This window comes from Frigoribacterium sp. MCBA15_019, assembly GCF_001864945.1.
GTDB lineage: Bacteria > Actinomycetota > Actinomycetes > Actinomycetales > Microbacteriaceae > Frigoribacterium.
Window position 1 is genome coordinate 274,970 of sequence record NZ_MJGS01000017.1, and the last position, 23,858, is coordinate 298,827.

Consider the following 23,858-nt stretch of genomic DNA (forward strand, 5'->3'; position numbering starts at 1 on the left):
GGTCAGTCCTCCTGGCCGAACGCGCGCTTCTGGACGACCCGGAGGAAGAAGAAGCTGACGATGAAGGTGGCGAGCGCGATGACGACCGAGGTCGCCGCCGCCGAGTAGATGTCGTCGCGGGTGAACGCGTCGCGGTAGACGAGCATGAGCGGCGACCAGCTGGTCGACAGGCTGTTCGTGAGCGGGCGCAGGGTGGTCGGTTCGGCGAACACCTGCAGGGTGGCCACCATCGAGAAGAGTGCGGTCATGACGAGCGCGGGAGCCACCATCGGGATCTTGATGCGCAGGGCGATCTGCACCTCGCTGGCGCCGTCGAGGCGGGCGGCCTCGTAGACGTCGGTCGGCACGGCCTTGAGCGAGGTGTAGATGACGATCATGTTGAAGCCGACGCCGCCCCACAGGGCGATGTTGGCGATCGCGAACAGCACGGTGCCCGAGCCGAGCACGCCGTCGACGTCCCAGCCCAGCCGGTCGAACACGTAGTAGAACGGGCTCACGGCGGGCAGGTACAGGAAGCCCCAGAGCAGCGAACTGATCACGGCGGGCACCGCGTAGGGCATGAAGATCGACACGCGCGAGAAGGCCGTGGCGCGGGTGCGCTTCGAGTCGAGCAGCAGGGCGAAGAGCAGCGCGAGGCCGAGCATGCACGGGATCAGCACGACGCCGTAGAGCAGGACGCGCCCGACACTGGCGGCGAACTCGGGGTCGGTGAGCGAACCGACGTAGTTCTCGAGACCGGCGAAGACCTGGCTCTCGCCGCCCGAGCCGAGCCCGAGGCCGACGACCTGCTTCTTCTGGAAGCTGAGGAACAGCGTGTAGACGATCGGCGCCGCCATGAACAGCACGAAGAGCACGATGCCGGGGGCGAGCATGGCGTAGGGGGTCAGCACCCGCGTGCGGAAGCTGCCGTTGCCCTTGCGCGTCGCGGGCCGGGGCGCCTCGCGACCGGTCGACGACGGCGGAGGGCCGGCACCGTCGGTGCGGGGGCTGAGGGGGGTGAGGGTGTCGGCCATGCCGGGTCCTTGGGTCGAGACGGGTGTGACGGGGAAGACGAACGTGACGGGGAAGACGGGTGTGACGACGGCGGGTGGGGCGGTTTTCGCCGCCCCACCCGGTGTCGCTACTTGACCGAGAAGCCGCTCTTGGTCAGGTCGTCGACGGTGATCTTCTGCATGGCCGTGACCGCGTCCTCGAACGCCGCCTGCGTCTTCGCGTCGGCCGCCTTGGCGAACTCGTCGTTGTAGGCGCTGAAGGCCACGTTGACGTTGGGGCCGTACGTGAACGGGTTCACCGACTCGGACGCCTCGGCCGCGATGTCGTAGAAGTCGTCCTGCTGGCTGAAGAACTCGGGGCTCGTCGTCAGGGCGTCGGCCGCCGCGTCGGTCGCCGCCGGGTAGACGCCGGCGATGTCGGCGAGCGCAGCCACGGCCGTGGGGTCGGTGTTGAGCCAGGTCGCGAACTCGACCGCCGCCTCCTTGTGCTCGGACTGCGTCGTGACGGCCGTGGTCGAGCCACCCCAGTTGCCGTCCGCCGGCTTCGAGGCGTCCCACTGCGGCAGCGGCGCCGCGGTCCATTTGCCGGCGGTGTCGGGGGCGTTGCCGCCCAGCACGCCGGGGGCCCAGACCGAGCTGATCCAGCCGACCTGGCTGCCGTCGTTCAGACCGGCGTTCCACTCGGGCGTGTACATCGGCTTGTTGTCGACGGCGCCGCTCTCGACGAGCCCGCCCCAGTACGACGCGACCTTCTCCGTCGGGCCGCCCTCGATGTCGACACCCCAGCTGTCCCCGTCGATCGACCACCACGAGGCGCCGGCCTGCTGCGTGAGCCCGGCGAACCAGCCGGCGTCGTTGGCCGAGAAGGTGCCGAGGTACTTCGTCGGGTCGGCTGCGTGGAGCTTCGTGGCCACGTCGGCGTACTCGTCCCAGGTGGTCGGGACGCTCAGGCCGTACTGGTCGAGGATGTCGGTGCGGTAGTAGGCCATCATCGGGCCGGAGTCCTGCGGGATGGCGTAGACGCCGTCGCCGCCGAGGGTCACCGACGACCAGGTGCCCTCCGAGAAGTCGCCCTCGAGGTCGGCGGCACCCTGGTCCGAGATGTCGGCGAGCGCGTCCGAGGACACGAGCGTCGGGATCTTCTGGTACTCGGCCTGGATCAGGTCCGGAGCACCGCTGCCGGCCTTGATGGCCGTGAGCAGCTTGGTGATGGCGGGGTCGCCACCGTCCTGCTTGTTGACGGTGACCTGGATGTCGGGGTTGTCCTGGTTCCAGAGGTCGACGACCTTGTCGAGGTTCGGGGCCCAGGCCCAGTAGCTGAGCTCGACGGGACCGTCGTCGGCCGCGCCTCCCCCGGCGCCGGAGCACCCGGCGGTGAGCAGTAGGGCGGCGGTCGCGACCGTGGCGACACCGAGACGGCGGAATGAGCTGCGCATTCGTCCTCCTTGAGGAAAGCAAGAGCTGTGGTGGGGCGGGACAGCGCGGGCTTCGGAGAACCACGTCGCTGTGCCTGTGAGCGGTTACAGTTACGCACAGCACTTTTGGCTTGTCAACACAGATACCGACCCTTTCGACAGTCGATACCGGTGTGTTACAACTGGGAGCGCACACAGTCAAAGGAGATCACCGCATGTCACTCGAGCTCGATGCCCGGCCCGCGCCCCAGGCCACCACGACCTGGCTGCCCGGCCGCGCCGACCTGCGCTACGGCGGGGACTACAACCCCGAGCAGTGGCCGCGCGAGGTCTGGCTCGAGGACATCGCCCTGATGAAGCAGGCGGGCATCAACCTGGTCAGCGTCGGCATCTTCTCGTGGGCGCTGCTCGAACCCCGCGAGGGCGAGTACGACTTCGGCTTCCTCGACGACCTCCTCGGCCTGCTACACGACGCCGACATCGACGTCGACCTGGCCACCCCGACGACCGTCCCCCCGGCCTGGTTCTGGAAGGCCTATCCCGACTCCCACCCGGTCACGCGTGACGGCGTCACCCTCGGCCGCGGCTCCCGCGGCATGGTCAGCCCGAGCAGCCCCGACTACCGTCGCGCGGCCCTCGCGATCACCGAGCGGCTGGCCGAGCGCTACGCGAACCACCCCGCGGTCGTGCTCTGGCACGTCCACAACGAGTACGGCGCCCCGATCAGCGAGGACTACGGCCCCCACTCGGTGCTCGCCTTCCGCACCTGGCTCGAGGAGAAGTACGTCACCCTCGACGCGCTCAACGAGGCCTGGGGCACCCGGTTCTGGGGCCAGACCTACGGCGAGTGGGACGAGATCGACGTGCCGCGCACATCCGCCACGGTCGTCAACCAGACCTCGCGCCTCGACTTCGCCCGGTTCACCTCGGACGCCCTGCTGGCCTGCTTCACCGCCGAACGCGACGCGATCAAGCGACATGCACCGCACCTCCCGGTCACGACGAACTTCATGGCCACCAACTGCCCGTCGATCGACTACTGGAAATGGGCCCGCGAGGTCGACGTCGTCGCGAACGACCACTACCTCGTGGCCGAGCGCCGCGACAACCACGTGCTGCTCGCCATGGACGCCGACCTCACCCGGTCGCTCGCCGGCGGTGCGCCGTGGATGCTCATGGAGCACTCAACCTCGGCCGTCAACTGGCAGCCCCGCAACATCGCCAAGCGCCCGGGTGAACTCGCCCGCAACGCGGCGAGCCACCTGGCCCGGGGCGCCGACGCGATCCTGTTCTTCCAGTTCCGGGCGTCGCGGTACGGCGCCGAGAAGTTCCACTCCGCGATGCTGCCGCACGCCGGCACTGCGACCCGAACCTGGCGCGAGGTCGTCGACTTCGGCGCTGACCTGGGTCGCCTCGCGGCCGTCCGCGGCAGCCGGGTGGAGGCGCGGGTCGCGATCCTCTGGGACGTCGAGTCGTTCTGGGCCCACGACCTCGAGTGGCGCCCGTCGGTCGAGCTGCAGCACCGCGAGCGCGTCGTCGCCTGGTACTCGGCCCTGTGGCACCTCGGCGTGACGGTGGACTTCCGTCACCCGCACGACGACCTGTCGGGTTACGACCTCGTGCTCGCCCCCTCGCTCTACCTGGCCGACCGGCACACCACCGACGCCCTCGGCGCGTTCGTCCGCGGGGGCGGCACCTTCGTCGCGTCGTACTTCTCGGGCGTGGTCGACGAGAACGACACCGTCCACGCCGGCGGAGCACCGGGTGCCCTGCGCGAGGTGCTCGGACTCTCGGTGCCCGAGTTCCTGCCCCTGTACGCCGACCAGGTCGTCACGCTCGACGACGGCACGACCGGCACCGGCTGGTCCGACGACATCGTGCTCGAAGGCGCCGTGGCGGTCGCGAGCTACGTCGACGGCCCGGCGGCGGGAGGTCCGGCGGTCACCCGCCACGCCCACGGCGACGGTTCGGCCTGGTACGTCTCGACGCGCACGACGGGGGCCGACCTCGAGGGGCTCGTCCGGTCGGTGCTGGACGACGCCGGCGTGCCGCTGCCGGTCGAGCAGCCCGACGGGCTCGAGGTCGTCGTGCGCCACGGGGACGACGTCGACTTCACCTTCCTGGTCAACCACGCCGAGGCCGCGACCGACGTCGCGGTCGGTCGGGGCACCGAGCTGATCACCGGCGACGCCGTCGACGGCCGCGTCGCCGTGCCCGCCGGGGCGGTCCGCGTCGTGAGCCGCCCGCGCGGCTGAGCCGCGACGCGAGGCGACCCGAGGAGGCGCGGTGCCGGCGTCGGGACCGGCACCGCGCCTCCTGCACCCACCCGTCGAGAGCCCCACCCCGCACCCGCACCACCCCGCCACACCGATCGTCAAGGAGGACGACGCGATGACAAGACCCACCACCACACCCCGGACCCGCATCGACCGGAGGGGCCGGCGCGGTCTCGTCGTCGGCGCCGCCCTCGCCACGGCAGCCTTGGGAGCCGGCCTGCTGTCGGGCGCCCCCGCGACCGCGGCCCCCGGCGGCCCGGCCTCCCGCCCGGTCGTCGTGCAGGACCCCGGCTTCGAGCAGGGCGCGGCGGGCTGGGTCTCGAAGGGGAAGGGCACCACGACGCTCGAGGCGGGTGGGCACGACTCGGCCACGCGCCTGACGCACGTGCTGTCGACGGCCGGCACGGCCACGACCAGCCAGAAGCTCAAGAAGGTCACGCCCGGCTGGTGGACCTTCTCGGCCTGGGTCAAGAGCGGTGGCGGCCTGGCCACGAGCACGCTCTCGTTGACCGGGTGCGGTACCGGCTCGAGCACGGACGCCGCGGGCACGACGGTCGTCCCCTCGACCGAGTCCGACGACGGCTGGCTGCACCTGTCGGTCTCGGCCGAGGTGACGCACAGCCAGTGCACGCCGACGCTCACCACGTCGGGCGCCGCGGGGGCCTGGGCGAGCATGGACGACGTGACCTTCACGCCCGGCCGTGTCACCCGCGACGTGCGGGGCGCCGACCTCTCGGGCCTGCCCCGCAACGAGGACCGCGGAGCCGTCTACCTCGACGCCGCCGGACGGCCCATCGACCCGGTGACGCAACTCGCCGACCATGGGGCGAACATGGTGCGGCTGAAGGTCTGGGTCGACCCGACCGACGGCTACAACGACCAGGACGACGTCGTCGCCATGGCGGCCCGGGTGAAGGCGGCGGGCATGCAGCTGCTGGTGGACTTCCACTACAGCGACCGCTGGACCGACCCGGGCGCCCAGACCATGCCGAAGGCGTGGCTCGGGCTGAGCGCCCCCGAGGTCGCCACGAAGATCCACGACCACACCCGCAGCGTGCTCGACGCCCTGGCCGCCGAGGGCATCACCGCGGACGCCGTGCAGGTCGGCAACGAGATCAACCCCGGCATGGTCTGGCCGCTGGGCCAGACCTGGGACGTCGACCCGAGCGACGGCGTCAGCGGCGCGCAATGGGACAACCTGGCGATGTTCCTCACGGCCGGTGCGACGGCTGTGAAGGAGGTCTCGCCGACGACCCGGGTGGTACTGCACCTGACGAACATCAACAACGGGATCGACGGCCTGACCTGGTGGTTCGACGAGGCCACCTCACGCGGTGTGCCGTTCGACCTGATCGGCCTTTCGTACTACGGCTACTGGCACGGCGGGCTGTCGGGCATGCAGCAGGCGGTCACGACGCTGTCCGCACGCTACGACCGCGACGTGCTGATCGTCGAGACCTCGTACCCGTGGACGCTCCAGGACGATCCCGACCACACCTGGGAGAACGTCGTCGTCGACCCGTCACAGCTGGTCGCCGGCTACCCGGCGACGCCCGAGGGCCAGGCCGCGAACTTCCGGGCGATCCAGGACGTCGTGGCGTCGGCCCCCGGTGGCCGCGGCATCGGCGTCGTCGCCTGGGAACCCGTGTGGACGGCGGTCGACGGGGCCGGCTGGGACCCGGACGACCCGACCTCGGGGAACGCGTGGGAGAACCAGGCCATGTGGGACTTCGACGGACGCCCCCTGCCCGCCCTCGACGAATACGCGGCCGACTGACCCGGGCGAACGCCGGGTGATCCCGGCCGGCCACGTCACGGACCGCGATCGGGGACCCCCAAGATGGGCTCATGCCCTCCTCCCCGCGTCCGCGAGCCCGCGTCGACCGACGCACCGTGTTGCTCGGTGTGGGCGGCGTGGCCGTCCTCGGTGCCGTGGGAGCGGGCGTGGCCCTGCGGACCGCGCGCGTGACCGGGGAGGCGCAGGTCACGCCGACCGCGCCTCCTCGGCCGGTCGACGCCCTGCGGGCCGCGCGTCCCGCCACCGTCGCGCACCGCGGCGGATCACGCGACTGGCCCGAGATGTCGCTGTTCGCCTACCGGCAGTCGGTCGCGGCCGGGGTCGACGCGCTCGAGATGTCGCTCTCCCGCACCTCGGACGGAGTGTGGTTCGGCCTGCACGACGAGACCCTCGACCGCACCTCGGGCACGTCCGGCTTCGTCGCCGCCGAGCACACCTGGAGCGAGGTGCAGCGGTACCGCATCTCGGCGGCCGGGACGAGCGACCCCGGGCAGTCGGACCAGCCCTACGCGCGCTTCGACGAGATCGTGCGCGAGTTCGGCCGCGACCACGCCCTGTTCGTCGACCCGAAGTACGTCGGGGCCGACTTCTACCCCGAGCTGTTCGAGATCGCGCGGACCCAGCTCGGCACGGCCGACCTCACGCAGACCCTGGTCGGCAAGGGCTACTGCACGCAGACCGAGTGGGGCGACCTCGCCACCGCGCGGGGATGCGAGACCTGGGGGTACTACTACGCCGACGAGCTGGCGGGCGATCCCGAGCTGCTGACCCGCACCTCCGGCTCCTGGAGCCTGCTCGGCCTCGACTGGGCCGCCCCGGCCGCCACCTGGTCGACCCTCGCGGCGACCGGCAAGCCCGTGTACGGCCACATCGTGCCCGACCTCGACGCGGCGCACACCGCCCTCGACCACGGCGCCGACGGGCTCGTCGTCTCGGGCGTCACCGAGGTCGTCGGGCCGCTCACGACCGAGGGCTGAGCCCCGACGCCCGCGGACACGGCTCGCGCCCCGCGCCTGGCGCCTGGCGTCCCCGCGGCTCAGGCCGCGGTGACGGTCACCCGTTCGGGCCGCTCGGCGTCCGCCCCGAAGACCAGCCGGCGGGTGGCAACCTTGTCGGCGAAGAACCGGTCGTGGCTGACCACGACGACCGCCCCGGGGAAGTGCTGCAGCGCCCGCTCCATCACCTGGGCGCTCGGCACGTCGAGGTGGTTGGTGGGCTCGTCGAGCAGCAGCACCGAGGCACCCGAGAGCAGGCACTGCGCCATCGCGACGCGGGCCCGCTGACCACCGGAGAGCGCGCCGATGCGCTTCTTGAGGTCGGCCTCGCTGAACTGGAACATCGCGAGGAACCGCCCGACCGACTTGCGCGTCGCGGTCAGGGCGAGGCTGTCGGGCATCGCGTTGACCGAGTGCGTGACGGTGTCGTCGTCGTCGAGTTCGGCGAGCACCTGGTCGTACGAGACCACCTTGACCCCGCCCGCCCAGGCGGCCCGACCGGCGTCCGCGCGTTCCTCGCCGGTCAGCACCCGCAGCAGCGTGCTCTTCCCGCTGCCGTTCGCCCCCGTGATCACCAGGCGGTCGCCGCGGCGCAGCTCGAAGGTGAGGTCGTCGAAGAGCGTGCGGTCGTCGCGGGCCTTGCCGAGGCCGTCGACCCGGCAGAGGACGTCCTTGACGTGCAGCCCCGAGTAGATCTCGGTGATGATCTGGTCGACGGGGCGAGGTGCCCGCGACTTCTTCACCTTGGCCAGCTGCTTGAGCAGGTCGCCGCCGTCCTGGCGCTTCGCGGCCTTCGCGGCGTCGCGGCGGTCCGAGATGCCCTCGGCCTCGAACGCGAGCAGCTCGGATTCGTGCACGAACTGCTGCTCGAGGCTCTTCAACCGGAACTGCTTCTGCACGACGTACTCGGCGAAGTCGCCCGGGTAGTCGTGCAGGTGGAAGTTCTCGACCTCGACGATGCGGGTGACGACCGCGTCGAGGAAGCTGCGGTCGTGCGACACGACGACGGCCGCGCCGTGGAAGTCGCGGAACCAGGACTCGAGCCACTCGACTCCCGCCACGTCGAGGAAGTTCGTCGGCTCGTCGAGCAGCAGCACGTCGGGGTCCTCGAGGACGATCTTCGCCAGGGCCGCCCGGTTGCGCCAGCCACCGCTGAGGTCGTCGATCGGGCTGGTGCGGTGCGCGTCGCTGAACCCGAGCACGCTCAGGGCGGTGTCGATGCGGCGCGGGTACTCCCAGCCGTCGACCCGGTCCATCTCGGCGAACAGCTCGGACTGCCGGTGGATCAGCTGGTCGAGGGCGTCCCCGCCGTCGGGGTCCATCGCGACCACGGCGATGTCGGCGTCGATCTGCGCCAGATCGGCCTCGATCGTCCGCTCGTGGGCGAAGAGTCCGGTCAGCACCTCGACGATCGTCTGTGTGCCGTCGAGCTCGGAGAACTGCGAGAAGTACCCCACCCGCACGCCCTGCTCGAGGGTGACCGTGCCCTCGTCGGGCTGCACCTGGTCGAGCATCAGCTTGAGCAGCGTGGACTTGCCGCTGCCGTTGCGACCGACGATCCCCACGCGCTCCTTCTCGTCGAGGCGGAAAAAGGCCTCGCGCACCACCGGGGTGCCGTCGAAGCGCACGGTCACGTCGTTCAGTCGGATCAGGCTCATGCGTCGATCCTCGCAGGCCGACGGAACACCCGGCGCCGCCCGGTTGTTGTCGTCGGAGGCATCGACGCGACCGCGGGCACCCGACCCCATCCGATCGCACCGACGTCGACGAACAGGAGGCATCATGTCGAACCAGTACCGGAAAGACCCCGAGGCGGTCGCCCGCCTCACCTCGACCCAGCGCCGCGTGACCCAGGGCGGCGGCACCGAACCCGCGTTCCGCAACGAGTTCTGGGACTCGAAGGACGCGGGCATCTACGTCGACGTCGTCTCGGGCGAGCCCCTGTTCGCCTCGGTCGACAAGTTCGACAGCCGCACCGGCTGGCCGAGCTTCACGCGCCCCATCGACGCCGAGCACGTCGTCGAGAAGCGCGAGGGGTTGTTCTTCAAGCGCACCGAGGTGCGCTCCACCGCCGGGGACAGCCACCTCGGCCACGTCTTCCGGGACGGCCCCACCGCCACCGGCGGGCTGCGCTACTGCATCAACTCGGCGGCTCTCCGCTTCGTCCCCTACGCCTCACTCGAAACCGAAGGATACGGTGCCTACATGACGCTCTTCTCCCCCGAATCCACCCCCGCCCCCAGCGGCACGACCGAGACCGCGATCCTCGCCGGCGGTTGCTTCTGGGGCGCCCAGCAGCTGCTGCGCCGCCGACCGGGCATCGTCTCGACCCGTGTCGGCTACTCGGGCGGCAGCGTGCCGAACGCGACCTACCGCAACCACCGCGGTCACGCCGAGGCCGTCGAGATCGTCTTCGACCCGGGCCTGACCTCGTACCGCGAGATCCTGGAGTTCTTCTTCCAGATCCACGACCCGTCGACGAAGGACCGCCAGGGCAACGACGTCGGCGACAGCTACCGCTCGGCGATCTTCTACACGAACGACGAGCAGCGTGCCACGGCCCTCGACACCATCGCCGACGTCGACGCGTCGGGCATCTGGCCGGGCAAGGTCGTCACCGAGGTCACCGCCGCGGGCGACTTCTGGGAGGCCGAGGAAGAGCACCAGGACTACCTCGAGAAGGACCCCTTCGGCTACACCTGCCACTTCGTCCGCCCGGGCTGGGTGCTGCCGAAGCGCGACCAGCAGGTCGCCGCGGGCTGACGCCCGTCAGGCCCTCAGGAGGCGCGGTGCCGGTACCCACCGGCACCGCGCCTCCTGCGTCGGGTCGCCGCTCAGCCCCAGAGGCGCGTGACGATCGAGCCCATGAGGTCGTCCGTCGGGACGTTGCGCTGGGTGACCGTGACGACGACGTCGTCGCGCACCAGGACGGTGTCGGCCATGTCGACGCCGTACATCGGGTGGGTGGTGACGTACTGGCAGAGCGTGCCGCCGTACGCCTCGGAGCAGTCGTAGACGACACCGTCGAGCCAGAACACCGAGGTGGGTTCGCGTTTCTCGGCGAGCCAGGCAGGATAGGCCGCGGCCGTCTCGGCGTCGACCGTGCCGACGTTCGCGAACAGACCCGTGATGTCGGCCCGCACGTCGGCCCAGCCACAGCGCAGCCGGTCGCCGGCGGCCACGACGTCTCGGAGATCGGCGTCGGCCGGAGGCGCGGTGGGGGTGACCGAACCCATCGGACCTCCGAAATAGGCCGGATCGTTCAGCGGGGCGTCCCGCATGGTGGCGGCGTAGGTCGCGGCGTCGACGATGTCGGTGCAGTCCGTCGGGATCGACACCGGGCGGGCCTCGGGCGTCGAGGTGGGAGCAGGCGTCGGAGTGGGCGTCGACGGGGCCGCGGGGTCCGGGGTCGTCGTGGCGGTGTCCGTGGCGGTGGGCCGGGATGCCGGGTCCTTCGTCGCGTCCGCCGGACCGGTCGTCGACGTGCAGCCGACCAGCAAGGCCGCGACCGCACCCGCGGTGGCCAGGCACGCCAGGACCGTCGTCCTGCCGTCAGGTCTCGTCATCGTCCACCCCTTCGTCGGCCCCTTCGTGAGCCCGGGCCTCCGTGGCCCGCAGGACGAGGCTAGGCGCGCAGCCGCCAGGGCACGTCGGTCGAGCGGATGACTCCGAGAATACCTCAGGATCATGTCCGGTCGGACGACCGAGGAGCCGTCGCACCTCGACGGCCTACCCTGGGGCATGCGCATCGACGACCACGGCCCCCATCGCGTCCTGCACGTCGACTCGGCCGGGCCGCGACTGTCCACCGAGACGGACGCCGTCGACCTCGTGGGCGAGGCGTTCGGGGCGGACGCGTCGGTCCTCGTCGTGCCGGTCTCCCGTCTCGACCCGGCCTTCCTCGACCTGAGCACCCGCCGGGCGGGCGAGTTCGCCCAGAAGCTCGTGAACTACCGCCTGCAGTTGGTGGTGCTGGGCGACGTCGGACGCCACGAGGCGGCGAGCGCGGCGTTCCGTGACTGGGTGCGCGAGTCCAACCGCGGGCGGCACGTCTGGTTCGTCCCCGACGAGGGCACGCTGGCCGCCCGGCTCGCCGCGACCGGACCGCGCGGGTGATCGTGAGCCGCGAGTTCGACGCGGTCCTGCTCGCGGGGGGTCGCGCCTCCCGGGTCCAGGGCGCCGACAAGACCGGGTTCACCAGCGGCGACGCGACATTGCTCGACCGGGCCGTCGAGGCCTCGGTCGGCGCCCGCACCCTCGTCGTGGTCGGCCTGCGCGACGGCCGGGTGCCGCCCGCCGGGGCACTGCTGACCCGCGAGGAACCCGCCCGGTCCGGGCCGGTGGCAGCCCTCGCGGCCGGTCTCGACGTCGTCGAGGACGCGGCGCCGTGGACCCTCGTACTGGCCTGCGACGTGCCGCGGGCACCCGAGGCGGTGCAGGCCCTGCTCGCCGGCGACGGCGACGGCGACGGCGAGCGCCGCGACGGCCTGCTGGCGGTCGACTCGGGCGGGCGACGTCAGCCGCTGCTCGGGCTCTACCGGACCGGCGCTCTCGAGACCCGACTCGCGGCGCTGCGAGCCGACGGCCCCCTCGCCGACCTCTCGCTGCGCCGTCTGCTCGACGGGCTCGACCTGCTCGAGGTGCCCGTGCCCGACGAGCTCTGCGCCGACGTCGACACCGCGGACGACGCCGACCGCCTGGGTGTCGTCCGGCGCGAGTCCGACGCGACTGGTTGAGTGTCGACCATGACCGACACACCTGCCGAACTCGACGCCTGGGCCGCACGACTCGTCCGGGCCCTGGGCCTGCCCGACGACTTCGTGGTCGACATCCCCGAGGTGCTCGACCTCGCCCGCGACGCGGCGCACGGCGTCGCCCGCCCGGCCGCCCCGCTGACGACGTTCCTCGTCGGTTACGCCGCAGGACTCGCCGGCGGTTCGCGGGCCGAGCTCGACCGTGCGGTCGCGACCGCCACCACGCTCGCCACGGCCGACCCGGCGTGACGGTCCGGCGGGCCGACTGGCGGGTCGCCCGGGCCGAGGCGGCCGACGCCGCCCGGGCCCTGCCCCGAGAGCTCGAGACCGTCCCGCTGGCCGAGTCCGCCGGCCGGACGCTGGCCCACGACGTGACCAGCCTCGCGCGCGTGCCCGGTTCCGACGTCTCGGCCATGGACGGCTGGGCGGTCGCGGGCGAGGGGCCGTGGCGCCTCGGCCCCTCCATCGTGGCGGGCCGGGTCGCCGACGGCGCCGATCCCCTGCCCCCCGGGATCGCCCGGCCGGTGACCACGGGGGCCGTCGTGCCGACCGGGACGGACCGTGTGCTGCGCTCGGAGTCCGGGCACGTGGCCGACGACGTCCTCACGGCCGACGACGATCCGCGCCGCCCGTCGCACGTCCGTCGGGCCGGGGAGGAGATCGATCGAGGCGACGCCCTGATCGCCGCCGGCACCCTCCTCACCCCGCCGCGCGTCGCCGTGCTGGCCCTCGGCGGGCACGACGCCGTGTCCGTCGTCGTGCGCCCGGCGGTGGCCCTGGCCGTGCTCGGCGACGAGGTCGTGGCCGAGGGCGTGCCCGGACGCGGGACGGTCCGCGACGTGTTCTCGGTGCCGGTGCCGCGCCTCCTCGACTCCCTCGGTGCCGCTCCCGCGACCACGACGCGCGTGCCGGACGACCTCGACGCGACGATCGCCGCGCTCGACCGTCCGGACCGTCGCCTCGTGGTGACGACGGGAGGCACCGCGCACGGCCCGACCGACCACGTCCGCGCAGCCCTGGACCGGTTGGGAGCCGAGCTGGCGGTCGACGGCCTCGCCATGCGTCCGGGGCAGCCCCTGGTCGTCGCGCGGCGGGGCGAGACGCTGTACCTGTGCCTGCCGGGCAACCCGATGGCCGCGTACGTGGGGCTCGTGGTCGTGGGGACCGCGGTGGTGGACGGCCTCCTCGGCAGGCGACCCGCGCCTCCCGGGTCCGTCACGCTCGCCGTCGACGTCGCCCACCCCCGAGCCGGAGCGCTCGTGCAGGCGTACCGGCTGACGCCGGACGGTGCCGTGCCGACCGAGCGCCAGTCGTCCGCGATGCTGCGCGGCCTGGCCGACGCCGACGGGCTGTTGATCGTGCCCGAGGGCGGGGCGCGGGCGGGCGACGTCGTCCCGTCGCTCGGCCTGCCGTGGTGAGACGCGCGCCTCGTCGGCTTTCGGATCCGGGGTTCGAGGGGTAGACCTGACCCATGGCACGCATCACGTCCCGCAAGCCGGTGACCCGCATCACGGTCGGCGACGACGGCACGGCGGGCGTCCGCAAGACCATGGACACCCTCGCCGTCGAGGAGCCGCTCGAGATCCGCGTCGGCGGCACGTCGCTCGCCATCACCATGCGCACACCCGGGCACGACTTCGATCTCGCCGCCGGGTTCCTCGTGTCCGAGGCCGTCATCTCGACCGGTGACGAGTTCTTCGCGGCCCGATACTGCGCCGGGGCCACGGCCGAGGGCCTCAACACCTACAACGTGCTCGACGTCACGCTCGCGCCCGGGGTACCCGCACCCGACCCGAGCCTCGAGCGGGCGTTCTACACGACGAGCTCGTGCGGACTCTGCGGCAAGGCCTCCATCGACGCGGTACGGACGACGTCGCAGCACGAGGTGCTGCACGACCCCCTCGTCGTCGACCCGGCTCTGCTCGCGACCTTCCCCGACCGCCTCCGCGAGGGCCAGGACGTCTTCGAGAAGACCGGCGGGCTGCACGCCGCGGCCCTCTTCGACGGTCGCACCGGCGAGCTGCTCGTCCTGCGCGAGGACGTCGGTCGGCACAACGCCGTCGACAAGGTCGTCGGCTGGGCCGTCAAGGAGGCGCGGCTGCCGTTGACCGGGACCGTCCTGATGGTCTCGGGTCGCGCCTCGTTCGAGCTCACGCAGAAGGCCTCGATGGCCGGCATCCCGGTGCTCGCCGCCGTGTCGGCGCCGTCGTCGCTCGCCGTCGACCTCGCGACCGAGCTCGGCGTCACGATCGTGGGGTTCCTCCGCGGTCGGTCCATGGTCGTGTACTCACGGCCCGACCGGCTCGGCGAGCCCGACGGGACCGAGCCCGCGGCCGACGCGAGCGTCCCCGGCGAGGCGGCCCGCGCCTCCTCGTCCTCCCCCGACTCCCCCGGTGGCGCGACGCGCGCCTCCTCGCCCGTGCCCCTGACGATCGGAACCAGACCGTGACCGAGAAACCACCCGTCTCCGACGTGACCGACGCCGACATCGAGGTCGGCCCCCCGCGCGAGTGGGCCGCCGGCGTACCCGGCGTGCTGCACTCGATGGACCCGGCCATCAAGCAGCTCGGGCTGGCCCGCACCGTCAAGCTCATGACGTCGCTGAACCAGAAGGACGGCTTCGACTGCATGAGCTGCGCCTGGCCCGACCCGAACCACCGCAAGGTGGCCGAGTTCTGCGAGAACGGCGCCAAGGCGGTCACCTGGGAGGCCAACCCGGTGCTCGTGCCCGACACGTTCTGGGCCGAGCACTCCGTGACCGACCTGCTCGACAAGACCGAGTACTGGCTCGGCATGCAGGGCCGCCTCACCAAGCCCGTGCACAAGCCGGCCGGCAGCGACCACTACCGCGAGGTGTCGTGGGACGAGGCGTTCCGCATCGTCGGCGACAAGCTCAAGTCGCTCGCCAGCCCGGACGAGGCGTCGTTCTACACGTCCGGTCGCACCTCGAACGAGGCGGCCTTCGCCTACCAGCTGTTCGTGCGCGCCTTCGGCACGAACAACCTGCCCGACTGCTCGAACATGTGCCACGAGTCGACGAGCCTCGCCATGGCCGAGGTGGTCGGCATCGGCAAGTCGACGATCGCGTACGACGACTTCGAGCAGGCCGACCTGATCGTCATCCTGGGGCAGAACCCGGGCACCAACCACCCGCGCATGCTGACGGCGCTCGAGGACGCCAAGCTCAAGGGCGCGAAGATCGTCGCGGTCAACCCGCTGCCCGAGGCAGGCCTGCGTCGCTACAAGAACCCGCAGCTGCCGCGCGGCGTCGCGGGTCGCGGCACCGAGATCGCCGACCAGTTCCTGCAGATCCGGCTCGGCGGCGACATGGCACTGCTGCAGGCCGTCGCCAAGCGCGTCCTCGAGGCCGAGGACGCCGCCCCCGGCACGGTGCTCGACCACGAGTTCCTGGCCGAGCACACCGTCGGCCTCGAGGCCTTCCGCGAGCACATCGCGCAGGTCGACGACGACGAGGTGCTGCTGGCGACCGGGCTCGACCGCGCCGAGATCGACGAGCTCGCCGACCGCTACCTGTCCTCGGACCGCGTGATCATCACCTGGGCGATGGGCATCACGCAGCACCGCAAGGCCGTCGACACCATCAAGGAGATCATCAACCTGCTGCTGCTCCGCGGCAACATCGGCAAGCCGGGTGCCGGGGCGTCGCCGATCCGCGGGCACAGCAACGTGCAGGGCGACCGCACGATGGGCATCTGGGAGCAGGTCTCGGACGAGTTCCTCGACGCCCTGCAGAAGGAGTTCCGCTTCGACCCGCCGCGCGAGCACGGCGTCGACGCCCTCAAGGGCATCAAGGCCATGCAGGAGGGGCGGATCAAGTTCTGGATGGGCATGGGCGGCAACCTCGTGGCCGCGATCTCGGACACCCAGCTCGCCGAGGCCGCGATGCGCGGGACCGACATGACGGTGCAGGTGTCGACGAAGCTGAACCGTTCGCACGCCGTCGTCGGTGCCGAGGCGCTCATCCTGCCGACGCTCGGCCGGACCGAGATCGACGTGCAGAAGGCCGGGCCGCAGTTCGTCTCGGTCGAGGACACCGTCTGCTCGGTGCACGGCAGCCACGGCCAGGTGCCGCCCGTCGCGCCCGACCTGCTCAGCGAGGTCGCCATCGTCAGCCGTCTGGCGCAGGCGACGCTCGGCGACCGGGCCGACCTCGAGATCGACTGGCAGGGCTTCGAGGACGACTACGACACGCTGCGCGACCACATCAGCCGCGTCGTGCCGGGCTTCGAGCGCTACAGCGAGCGGGTACGCAGCCGTGACGGGTTCGTCCTGCCGAACGGGCCGCGCGACTCGCGGACGTTCGCGACGAAGGCCGGCAAGGCGATCATCACGGTCAACGACCTCGAGCGCGTCGAACGCCCCGAGGGCACGCTGCTGCTGCAGACCCTGCGCTCGCACGACCAGTACAACACCACGATCTACAGCCTCAACGACCGCTACCGCGGCATCAAGAAGGGTCGGCACGTGGTGTTCGTCAACCCGCTCGACCTGGACGACCTCGGTCTCGTCGACGGCCAGAAGGTCGACGTGGCGACGGTCTGGACCGACGACGTCGAGCGGGTGCTGCGCGACTACCGCATCGTCGCCTACCCGACGGCCCGAGGGTGCGCCGCGGCGTACTTCCCCGAGGCGAACGTGCTCGTGCCGCTCGACAGCGCGGCGATCGGCAGCAACACGCCCGTGTCGAAGGCGGTGCTGGTGCGCGTGACGCCGGCGGCGGTGCCGGTCGGGGTCTGAGACGGGGCCGCCGGGTCAGCGCGCGGCGGCTCGGACGGCGCTCACCGCGGCGACGACGCCGCCGTCCCAGGGGGCGCCGTGTCCCGGCAGCACCCAGGTCGCACCGGTCTCGAGCAGGGCGTCGAGCGACGCCAGGGCCTGCTCGGGCTCGTCGGTGAACGGAGCCGGTGCGGGCCCGACGTGACCGGTCGTCACGTGGCGCGTGGTCAGGGCGTCGCCCACGAAGACGGCGTCGACGCTCGGGACGAAGACGGCGGTGCTGCCCTCGGAGTGCCCGGGCATCGGGATGACCCGAGGCGAGCCCGGCAGGTCGAGGGTCTCTCCGCCGTGCACCTCGACGACCTCGGTGAGCCAGGCGGTCTTCGCCCCGCCCTTGCGCAGGCTGTAACCGGCGAAGCCCAGCAGGGGGCCGAGCTTCATCGGAGGCATGCCGTTCTTCGGCTTCGGTCCGCCCTTCGCCCGGGACGCGTCGGCCGCGTGGACGTACACGGGCACCCCGTGGTCGCGTCGCAGCCGTTCGGCGAAGCCGACGTGGTCGGAGTCGCCGTGGGTGAGGACGACGCCCTTCACGTCGGCCAGGGTGCGTCCGACGGCGGCGAGTTCGGTGACGAGTTCGGACCAGAGGCCGGGCAGGCCGGCGTCGATCACGGTCACGCCCTCGGGCGTGACGACGAGGTAGGCGGCGACGATGTCGTTGCCGATGCGGTGGAGGGAGGGTGCGAGTTCCATGATGGCTACGGTACTTAGCCATCATGGCTATTGTCAATAGCTATACTCGACGGATGCCCACACCGGACCGCACCTCGCTCGACGCCATCCTCCTCGCCGCCCGCGAGCTGCTCGAGGACGACGGCCCCGCCGGCCTGACGATGGCCGCCGTCGCGGCGCGGGTCGGCGTGCGCGCCCCCTCGCTCTACAAGCGGGTCGAGAACCGGGAGGCGCTGCTGCGGTCGGTCGCGGAGGCCACCCTCACCGACCTGGCCGCGCGGCTCGACGGGGCGGGGTCGGCCCGCGAGGTGCTCGACACCTTCCGCGCCTTCGGTCACGAACGCCCGGCTGCGTTCCAACTGGTCATGACGCCCGGACCCGGCGTCCCCACCGCGCGACGCGAGTTCGGCGCCACGGCGAGCGCCGCCGCCCTCCGGGTCGGCGAGCAGCTCGTCGGGCCCGCGCATGCCCTCGACGCCGCCCGCACACTCACGGCGTGGGTGGCGGGCTTCGTCATCATGGAACTCAACGGCGGCTTCCAGCTGGGCGGCGACGTCGACGAGGCCTGGGACTTCGGGGCCGGGCGCGTCCTGGCGGCCCTCGCCGCGCCTCCTGCGGTCTAGTCCGGCTCGACCGCCCGGCCTGCCGCTCCGCTCAGCCGAGCGGCGCGTGCGGGTACGAGGAGGCGCGGTGCTGGAACTCGAGGATCGCCTCGTTCTCGACCCGCCCCTCCGCGATCTCGATGGCCCGGCGGATGGTGTCCGACGACGCCCACGAGGTCGGCCCCTCCATGACGGTGCGCAGGAACGGCAGGAGGGCCTCGCTGATCTCCCACGTCGTGGAGTTCCAGAGCAGTGACGGGCTGTGGTCGACGGCGTAGTAGTTCGTGGTCGCGCCGACGGTGACGAGCGGCTCGGCGAAGGTCGTGGCCCGGGCCCAGTCGAAGCCCATGCCCTCGTCGACCGAGACGTCGACGATCAGGCTGCCGGGACGGAAGGCGTCGAGATCGGTCTCCCGCAGGTAGGTGAGCGGGGCGTTCGGGTCCTGGAGGGTGCAGTTGACGACGATGTCGGCGGCGGCGAGGAACGGAGCGAGGGCGACCGGCCCGTCGGGGGTGTTCACGGTGCTGGCGCCGGGCGTCTCGGCGTCGTGCTCGAACTGGAAGATGTCGACCGACGGGATCGGTGAGCCGACGGCGGCGATGTTGCGGTTCGTCAGCACGCGGACGTCGTGGATGCCGTGGGCGTTGAGAGCCGTGACCGCGCCGCGAGCGGTGGCGCCGAAGCCGATGACGACGGCACTGAGACGGCGGCCGTAGTCGCCGGTCGAGCCACAGAGCTGGAGGGCGTGCAGCACCGAGCAGTAGCCGGCGAGTTCGTTGTTCTTGTGGAAGACGTGCAGGCCGTAGCCGCCGTCGGGCTGCCAGTGGTTCATGGCCTCCCACGCGATCAGGGTGAGGCGTTTGTCGATGGCGAGTTGAGTGATCTCGCGGTCCTGGACGCAGTGCGGCCAGCCCCAGAGGGTCTGGCCGTCGCGGAGGCCCTCGAGGTCGGCGGCCTGCGGCTTGGGCAGCAGGACGATGTCGTTGTCGGCGACGATCTGCTCACGGTCGGCCAGGGCGACGAGGGGTTCGAGGTCGGTGTCGGGGATGCCGAAGCGCAGGCCGTAGCCGCGCTCGAGGGTCATGTTTGCCCGCAGATCGGCGTCGATGCGGTCGAGGTGGGCGGGGTGGATCGGCAGGCGCCGCTCGTCGGGCTTGCGCGAGGTGGCCAGGACGCCGAGGCGCAGCAGTGCGGGGGTGCCGGAGGTGGTGCCGGTGGGCGTGAAATCCGTTTGGCTCATGCTTGAGAGTAGATGAGTGGCGCTCGCCCCCGAGCCGGAGGGTCAGTTGTTGAAGCGGAACTCCACCACGTCGCCGTCCTGCATGACGTATTCCTTGCCCTCGATGCGGGCCTTGCCGGCCGAGCGCGCCTCCGCGATGGAGCCGGTCTCGACCAGGTCGTCGAACGAGATGACCTCGGCCTTGATGAAGCCCTTCTCGAAGTCGGTGTGGATGACTCCGGCGGCCTGCGGGGCCTTCCAGCCCTTGCCGATCGTCCAGGCGCGGGTCTCTTTCGGGCCCGCCGTCAGGTAGGTCTGCAGCCCCAGCGTCTCGAACCCGATGCGGGCGAGCTGGTCCAGACCGGACTCGTCCTGCCCGAGCGACGCGAGCAGCTCGGCGGCGTCCTCGTCGTCGAGGCCGATCAGTTCGGACTCGACCTGCGCGTCGAGGAAGATCGCCTCGGCCGGCGAGACCAGCGCCTGCAGCTCGGCCTTGCGCGCCTCGTCGGTGAGGACGGCCTCGTCGACGTTGAAGACGTAGATGAAGGGCTTAGCGGTGAGCAATCCCAGCTCGCGGATCGGCTCGAGGTCGATGCTCGTGGCCGAGAGCGCCTCGCCGCGCTGCAGGGCGTCGCGGGCGGCGACCGCCGTCTCGTGCACGATCGGCTCGACGCGCTTCAGCCGCAGCTCTTTCTCGTACCGGACGAGCGCCTTCTCGACCGTCTCGAGGTCGGCGAGGATCAGCTCGGTGTTGATCGTGCCCATATCGCTCTCGGGGTCGACCTTGCCGTCGACGTGCACGACGTCGGGGTCGTCGAAGCCGCGCACGACCTCGGCGATGGCGTCGGCCTCGCGGATGTTCGCCAAGAACTTGTTGCCGAGACCCTCGCCCTCGCTCGCCCCCTTGACGATGCCGGCGATGTCGACGAACGACACCGGCGCGGGCAGGATCTTCTCGCTGCCGAAGAGACCGGCCAACACCTGGAGGCGCGGGTCGGGCAGGTTGACGATGCCCACGTTGGGTTCGATGGTCGCGAACGGATAGTTCGCCGCCAGCACCTGGTTCTTGGTCAGGGCGTTGAACAGGGTGGACTTGCCGACGTTGGGCAGTCCGACGATCGCGATAGTGAGAGCCACGAGGGTCAAGCGTACCGGCCCTGTCGAGCCGCGCCGTCGGCGTCGAGCCGGCTGGGGACGGAACGGCATCCGACCGTGCCTGGGGAGGCGGTGTCGGAGGCGCGTGAGAGCATGAGTCAATGCCCATCGACTTCACCGCGATCGACTTCGAGACCGCGAACTCGAGCAGCGCCAGCGCCTGCTCCGTCGGCCTCGTCAAGGTCCGCGACGGGGTCGTCGTCGACAAGGTCGGCTGGTTGATCCAGCCACCGGCCGGGCACGACGAGTTCTCCGAGTGGAACACCCGCATCCACGGCATCGTCGCGAGCGACGTGATCGGCGCGTTCGGCTGGGCCGAGCAGTTCGAGCTGCTCGCCGACTTCGCCGGCGACGACGTCTTCGTCGCCCACAACGCCGGCTTCGACATGGGCGTCATCAAGGCGGCCTGCGCCGCCACCGGGCTCACCCCTCCCCCGTGGTCGTACCTCTGCAGCCTGCAGGTCGCCCGCAAGACCTACTCGCTCGACTCGTACCGGCTCCCGGTCGCCGCGACGGCCGCCGGCTTCGACGCCTTCTCACACCACGACGCCCTCGCCGACGCCGAGGCCTGCGCGGCCATCGTTGCCCACGCGGCGCTGTTCCACGGCGCCTCCGACCTCGGCGAGCTCGCGGCCACCGCGTCGGTCAAGGTCAAGGTGCTGCAGCCGGCCGGGGCACCGACGGCATCCGCCGTCCCTCGCGCCGATCGGCGCCCGATGGCCTTCGGCTGAGCCCCTCCGCGCTCCTCCACGTCGACGCCTCCGCGGCGCGCCGACCTCTCCTGCTCCGTCCGTGGCGACCACCGACCGGTGTCGGTGGCCGCTGCCACACTGCCGTCATGCCCCTCCCGCTCGCCCTGTTCCTCACCCTGCTGCTCGGCCTCTTGCTCGGCGTCGCCGTCGGGATGCTCGTCGCCCGAACACGCGCGGCCGAAGCGACGGCACGCCTGTCGTCCGACCTCGCCGCAGCGCGGGCCCTGGCCGACGCGTCACGCGAGCGCCTCGAGGGTCAGGACGACCAGTACCGACGCCAGATCGCGCAGCAAGAAGACCGCCTCCGCGAGTTCCAGGACCGCCTCCGCGACGTCCGCATCGCCGAGGCCGAGAGGGCACGCGCCGACGGTCAGGTGCTCGTCGCGCTCAGCCCGGTGGCCGAGAGCCTGCAGGCCGTTCAACAGAAGGTGGCCGAGCTCGAGGCCGAACGCACCCTCCAGTACGGCGCCATCAGCGAGCAGCTGCGCACCGCGGCCGAATCGGGCGAGCGGCTCCGCGGGACGGCCGAGTCGCTCGCCTCGGCGCTGAAGTCGAACAGCACGCGCGGCGTCTGGGGTGAGACCCAGTTGCGCAACGTCGTGCAAGCCGCGGGCCTCGTCGAGCGCGTGGACTTCGACGTGCAGACGTCGATCTCGTCCGACGCGGGCTCCGGTCGGCCCGACATGGTGGTGCACCTCCCCGGGGGCAAGAACATCGCGGTCGACGCCAAGGTGCCGTTCTCGGCCTACCTCGAGGCCAGCGCCATCCCCGCCTCCGCCACGGGCGACGAGGGCGCCCGACGCGACCGACTCGTGCGGCAGCACGTCAAGGCACTGCGCGCCCATGTCGACGCCCTGGCGGGCAAGACCTACTGGGCCGGGCTCGACTCCTCACCCGAACTCGTCATCGCGTTCATCCCGAGCGAGTCGCTCGTGTCGTCCGCCCTCGAGGCCGACCCGGCCCTGATGGACTACGCGTTCCAGAAGCGCGTCGCCCTGGCATCGCCCGTGACCCTCTGGTCGGTGCTCAAGACCGTCGCGTTCAGCTGGCAGCAGGACGTCGTCACCGCCGAGGCGAAAGAGCTGTTCGACCTCAGCCGCGAGCTCTACGGGCGACTGTCGACCATGGCAGGTCACGTCGACAAGCTCGGCCGGTCGTTGCGCGCCGGCGTCACCGACTACAACCGGTTCGTCGGGTCGCTCGAACGGACGGTCCTCCCGTCGGCCCGTCGGCTCAGCATGCTCGACGAGTCCAAGGTCCTCGCGACCCCGACGACCGTCGAGGAGTCACCGCGCGAGCTCACCGCACCCGAACTGGCGTCGGCACTCGACGAGAGCAGCACCGACCGCGACTGAGCCCGACACGACGAACGCCCGACCGCGGCCGGGCGTTCGTCGTGTCATGAGGCGGCGTGGAGGTCAGGCCTTCTCGCCGTACCACTTCGAGACGAGGTGGTCGGCCTCGACGCGACGGATGGTGCCCGAGTGCGAGCGCAGCACGATGCTCGACGTGCGGATCATGCCCTGCTTGCGCGTGACTCCGGCGACGAGGGCGCCGTCGGTGACCCCGGTGGCGACGAAGTACGCGTTGTCGCCCGTGACGAGGTCGTCCTGGTCGAGCACGCGGTCGAGGTCGTGACCGGCGTCGATCGCCTTCTGGCGCTCGGCGTCGTCCTTCGGAGCGAGACGAGCGAGGATCAGACCGTCGAGGGCCTTGACCGCGCACGCCGTGATGATGCCCTCGGGGGTGCCGCCGACGCCGACGCACATGTCGATGCGCGAGTCGGGACGGGCTGCGTTGATGCCGCCGGCGACGTCCCCGTCGAGCAGCAGCCGGGTCGAGGCGCCCACGGCCCGGATCTCGGCGATCAGGTCGGCGTGACGCGGGCGGTCGAGGACGGCGATCTGCATGTCCTCGACCGCGATGCCCTTGGCCGCGGCCAGGGCGGTGATGTTCTCACCGATCGGACGGTCGAGGTCGATGATGCCGCGGCCCTCGGGACCGGTCACGATCTTGTCCATGTAGAAGACGGCGCTGGGGTCGTACATGCTGCCGCGGTCGCTGACGGCGATGACCGACAGGGCGTTCATGCGGCCGGCCGCGGTGAGGCTCGTGCCGTCGATCGGGTCGACGGCGATGTCGCAGGCCGGACCGAAACCGTTGCCGACGTGCTCACCGTTGAACAGCATCGGGGCTTCGTCCTTCTCGCCCTCGCCGATCACGACGACACCGTCGAACGCGACGGTACCCAAGAACTTGCGCATGGCATCGACCGCAGCCTTGTCGGCGGCGTTCTTGTCGCCCTTGCCGATGAACGGAGCGGAACGGATCGCGGCCGCCTCGGTGGCCCGGACCAGTTCCATGCCCAGGTTGCGATCGGGGTGCGAATAAAGGGTTCCGGAATCCGTGTCAGCCATGTCGACGACCTTACTCG

Annotated in this window: 21 protein-coding genes; 13 read left to right on the forward strand and 8 right to left on the reverse strand. The window is 71.5% G+C overall.

Annotated elements, in window-relative coordinates; genetic code table 11:
* Positions 1–2: 2 nt before the first annotated feature.
* The gene (locus tag BIV04_RS13445; RefSeq protein ID WP_083396456.1) at positions 3–1,013 is read right to left on the reverse strand and encodes a carbohydrate ABC transporter permease; all 1,011 of its coding nucleotides are present in this window, start codon (positions 1,011–1,013) and stop codon (positions 3–5) included.
* A 107-nt stretch (positions 1,014–1,120) separates the two neighbouring features.
* Positions 1,121–2,428, reverse strand: coding sequence for an ABC transporter substrate-binding protein (locus BIV04_RS13450; RefSeq protein ID WP_071256790.1), 1,308 nt, complete (start codon positions 2,426–2,428; stop codon positions 1,121–1,123).
* Positions 2,429–2,622: 194 nt separating this feature from the next.
* On the opposite strand from BIV04_RS13450, the gene BIV04_RS13455 reads away from it, so the two are divergent.
* The 3 genes from BIV04_RS13455 (at position 2,623) to BIV04_RS13465 (ending at position 7,458) form a co-directional block, all read left to right on the forward strand.
* Positions 2,623–4,662, forward strand: coding sequence for a beta-galactosidase (locus BIV04_RS13455; RefSeq protein ID WP_071256792.1), 2,040 nt, complete (start codon positions 2,623–2,625; stop codon positions 4,660–4,662).
* 136 nt (positions 4,663–4,798) lie between these two features.
* Positions 4,799–6,460, forward strand: a complete 1,662-nt coding sequence (locus tag BIV04_RS13460; RefSeq protein ID WP_083396468.1) for a glycosyl hydrolase 53 family protein — start codon at positions 4,799–4,801, stop codon at positions 6,458–6,460.
* A 71-nt stretch (positions 6,461–6,531) separates the two neighbouring features.
* Entirely contained in the window at positions 6,532–7,458 is a 927-nt protein-coding gene (locus tag BIV04_RS13465; RefSeq protein WP_071256794.1) for a glycerophosphodiester phosphodiesterase family protein, read from the forward strand.
* Between the two features lie 59 nt (positions 7,459–7,517).
* Here the strand turns inward: BIV04_RS13465 and BIV04_RS13470 are convergent, their stop codons facing one another.
* On the reverse strand, positions 7,518–9,134 hold the full coding sequence (locus tag BIV04_RS13470) for an ABC-F family ATP-binding cassette domain-containing protein (RefSeq protein WP_071256903.1): 1,617 nt from the start codon (positions 9,132–9,134) through the stop codon (positions 7,518–7,520).
* Between the two features lie 124 nt (positions 9,135–9,258).
* On the opposite strand from BIV04_RS13470, the gene BIV04_RS16550 reads away from it, so the two are divergent.
* Positions 9,259–10,239, forward strand: coding sequence for a bifunctional methionine sulfoxide reductase B/A protein (locus tag BIV04_RS16550; protein ID WP_083396457.1), 981 nt, complete (start codon positions 9,259–9,261; stop codon positions 10,237–10,239).
* Between the two features lie 71 nt (positions 10,240–10,310).
* Here the strand turns inward: BIV04_RS16550 and BIV04_RS13480 are convergent, their stop codons facing one another.
* Positions 10,311–11,042, reverse strand: a complete 732-nt coding sequence (locus BIV04_RS13480; protein WP_143048704.1) for a hypothetical protein — start codon at positions 11,040–11,042, stop codon at positions 10,311–10,313.
* Between the two features lie 175 nt (positions 11,043–11,217).
* Between BIV04_RS13480 and BIV04_RS13490 the strand changes: the two genes are divergently transcribed.
* From BIV04_RS13490 to BIV04_RS13515, 6 genes are read left to right on the forward strand one after another with little or no spacing between them, the layout of a single operon-like run.
* Complete coding sequence (locus tag BIV04_RS13490) at positions 11,218–11,592, forward strand: DUF4180 domain-containing protein (RefSeq protein WP_071256905.1); 375 nt, start codon at positions 11,218–11,220, stop codon at positions 11,590–11,592.
* A 2-nt stretch (positions 11,593–11,594) separates the two neighbouring features.
* Positions 11,595–12,212 carry a molybdenum cofactor guanylyltransferase gene (locus tag BIV04_RS13495; protein WP_071256906.1) on the forward strand — a complete coding sequence of 206 codons (618 nt, stop codon included), beginning with the start codon at positions 11,595–11,597 and terminating at the stop codon, positions 12,210–12,212.
* A gap of 9 nt (positions 12,213–12,221) precedes the next feature.
* Entirely contained in the window at positions 12,222–12,479 is a 258-nt protein-coding gene (locus BIV04_RS13500; protein WP_071256908.1) for a DUF6457 domain-containing protein, read from the forward strand.
* Positions 12,476–13,648 (forward strand): molybdopterin molybdotransferase MoeA, encoded by a 1,173-nt coding sequence (locus BIV04_RS13505; RefSeq protein ID WP_071256798.1) that lies wholly within the window; start codon positions 12,476–12,478, stop codon positions 13,646–13,648. The genes BIV04_RS13500 and BIV04_RS13505 overlap by 4 nt, the downstream gene beginning before the upstream one ends.
* Before the next feature lie 53 nt (positions 13,649–13,701).
* Complete coding sequence (gene fdhD / locus BIV04_RS13510) at positions 13,702–14,679, forward strand: formate dehydrogenase accessory sulfurtransferase FdhD (protein WP_083396459.1); 978 nt, start codon at positions 13,702–13,704, stop codon at positions 14,677–14,679.
* Entirely contained in the window at positions 14,676–16,988 is a 2,313-nt protein-coding gene (locus tag BIV04_RS13515) for an FdhF/YdeP family oxidoreductase (RefSeq protein ID WP_071256799.1), read from the forward strand. Before fdhD ends, BIV04_RS13515 begins: the two co-directional genes overlap by 4 nt.
* A gap of 15 nt (positions 16,989–17,003) precedes the next feature.
* On the opposite strand, the gene BIV04_RS13520 is transcribed toward BIV04_RS13515, so the two are convergent.
* Complete coding sequence (locus BIV04_RS13520) at positions 17,004–17,717, reverse strand: MBL fold metallo-hydrolase (protein ID WP_071256801.1); 714 nt, start codon at positions 17,715–17,717, stop codon at positions 17,004–17,006.
* Positions 17,718–17,770: 53 nt separating this feature from the next.
* On the opposite strand from BIV04_RS13520, the gene BIV04_RS13525 reads away from it, so the two are divergent.
* Positions 17,771–18,319 (forward strand): TetR/AcrR family transcriptional regulator, encoded by a 549-nt coding sequence (locus tag BIV04_RS13525; RefSeq protein WP_071256802.1) that lies wholly within the window; start codon positions 17,771–17,773, stop codon positions 18,317–18,319.
* Positions 18,320–18,350: 31 nt separating this feature from the next.
* Here the strand turns inward: BIV04_RS13525 and BIV04_RS13530 are convergent, their stop codons facing one another.
* Entirely contained in the window at positions 18,351–19,538 is a 1,188-nt protein-coding gene (locus BIV04_RS13530) for a N(5)-(carboxyethyl)ornithine synthase (protein WP_071256804.1), read from the reverse strand.
* A gap of 42 nt (positions 19,539–19,580) precedes the next feature.
* Positions 19,581–20,654 (reverse strand): redox-regulated ATPase YchF, encoded by a 1,074-nt coding sequence (gene ychF, locus BIV04_RS13535; protein WP_055977322.1) that lies wholly within the window; start codon positions 20,652–20,654, stop codon positions 19,581–19,583.
* 119 nt (positions 20,655–20,773) lie between these two features.
* Between ychF and BIV04_RS13540 the strand changes: the two genes are divergently transcribed.
* Both BIV04_RS13540 and BIV04_RS13545 read left to right on the forward strand, forming a co-directional pair.
* Positions 20,774–21,403: an exonuclease domain-containing protein gene (locus BIV04_RS13540; RefSeq protein ID WP_071256805.1), complete on the forward strand. Its 630-nt coding sequence runs from the start codon at positions 20,774–20,776 to the stop codon at positions 21,401–21,403.
* 107 nt (positions 21,404–21,510) lie between these two features.
* The gene (locus BIV04_RS13545; protein ID WP_071256807.1) at positions 21,511–22,779 is read left to right on the forward strand and encodes a DNA recombination protein RmuC; all 1,269 of its coding nucleotides are present in this window, start codon (positions 21,511–21,513) and stop codon (positions 22,777–22,779) included.
* Positions 22,780–22,842: 63 nt separating this feature from the next.
* On the opposite strand, the gene glpX is transcribed toward BIV04_RS13545, so the two are convergent.
* A complete protein-coding gene (gene glpX / locus BIV04_RS13550) occupies positions 22,843–23,841 on the reverse strand; it encodes a class II fructose-bisphosphatase (RefSeq protein WP_043597850.1) in 999 nt (332 codons plus the stop codon).
* Positions 23,842–23,858 lie beyond the last annotated feature (17 nt).

Excerpts from the sequence above, each read along its gene's own strand:
- BIV04_RS13445 (WP_083396456.1), bottom strand. The coding sequence starts at position 1,013 with ATGGCCGACACCCTCACCCCCCTCAGCCCCCGCACCGACGGTGCCGGC.
- BIV04_RS13450 (WP_071256790.1), bottom strand. The coding sequence starts at position 2,428 with ATGCGCAGCTCATTCCGCCGTCTCGGTGTCGCCACGGTCGCGACCGCC.
- BIV04_RS13455 (WP_071256792.1), top strand. The coding sequence starts at position 2,623 with ATGTCACTCGAGCTCGATGCCCGGCCCGCGCCCCAGGCCACCACGACC.
- BIV04_RS13460 (WP_083396468.1), top strand. The coding sequence starts at position 4,799 with ATGACAAGACCCACCACCACACCCCGGACCCGCATCGACCGGAGGGGC.
- BIV04_RS13465 (WP_071256794.1), top strand. The coding sequence starts at position 6,532 with ATGCCCTCCTCCCCGCGTCCGCGAGCCCGCGTCGACCGACGCACCGTG.
- BIV04_RS13470 (WP_071256903.1), bottom strand. The coding sequence starts at position 9,134 with ATGAGCCTGATCCGACTGAACGACGTGACCGTGCGCTTCGACGGCACC.
- BIV04_RS16550 (WP_083396457.1), top strand. The coding sequence starts at position 9,259 with ATGTCGAACCAGTACCGGAAAGACCCCGAGGCGGTCGCCCGCCTCACC.
- BIV04_RS13480 (WP_143048704.1), bottom strand. The coding sequence starts at position 11,042 with ATGACGAGACCTGACGGCAGGACGACGGTCCTGGCGTGCCTGGCCACC.
- BIV04_RS13490 (WP_071256905.1), top strand. The coding sequence starts at position 11,218 with ATGCGCATCGACGACCACGGCCCCCATCGCGTCCTGCACGTCGACTCG.
- BIV04_RS13500 (WP_071256908.1), top strand. The coding sequence starts at position 12,222 with ATGACCGACACACCTGCCGAACTCGACGCCTGGGCCGCACGACTCGTC.
- fdhD (WP_083396459.1), top strand. The coding sequence starts at position 13,702 with ATGGCACGCATCACGTCCCGCAAGCCGGTGACCCGCATCACGGTCGGC.
- BIV04_RS13520 (WP_071256801.1), bottom strand. The coding sequence starts at position 17,717 with ATGGAACTCGCACCCTCCCTCCACCGCATCGGCAACGACATCGTCGCC.
- BIV04_RS13525 (WP_071256802.1), top strand. The coding sequence starts at position 17,771 with ATGCCCACACCGGACCGCACCTCGCTCGACGCCATCCTCCTCGCCGCC.
- BIV04_RS13530 (WP_071256804.1), bottom strand. The coding sequence starts at position 19,538 with ATGAGCCAAACGGATTTCACGCCCACCGGCACCACCTCCGGCACCCCC.
- BIV04_RS13540 (WP_071256805.1), top strand. The coding sequence starts at position 20,774 with ATGCCCATCGACTTCACCGCGATCGACTTCGAGACCGCGAACTCGAGC.
- BIV04_RS13545 (WP_071256807.1), top strand. The coding sequence starts at position 21,511 with ATGCCCCTCCCGCTCGCCCTGTTCCTCACCCTGCTGCTCGGCCTCTTG.
- glpX (WP_043597850.1), bottom strand. The coding sequence starts at position 23,841 with ATGGCTGACACGGATTCCGGAACCCTTTATTCGCACCCCGATCGCAAC.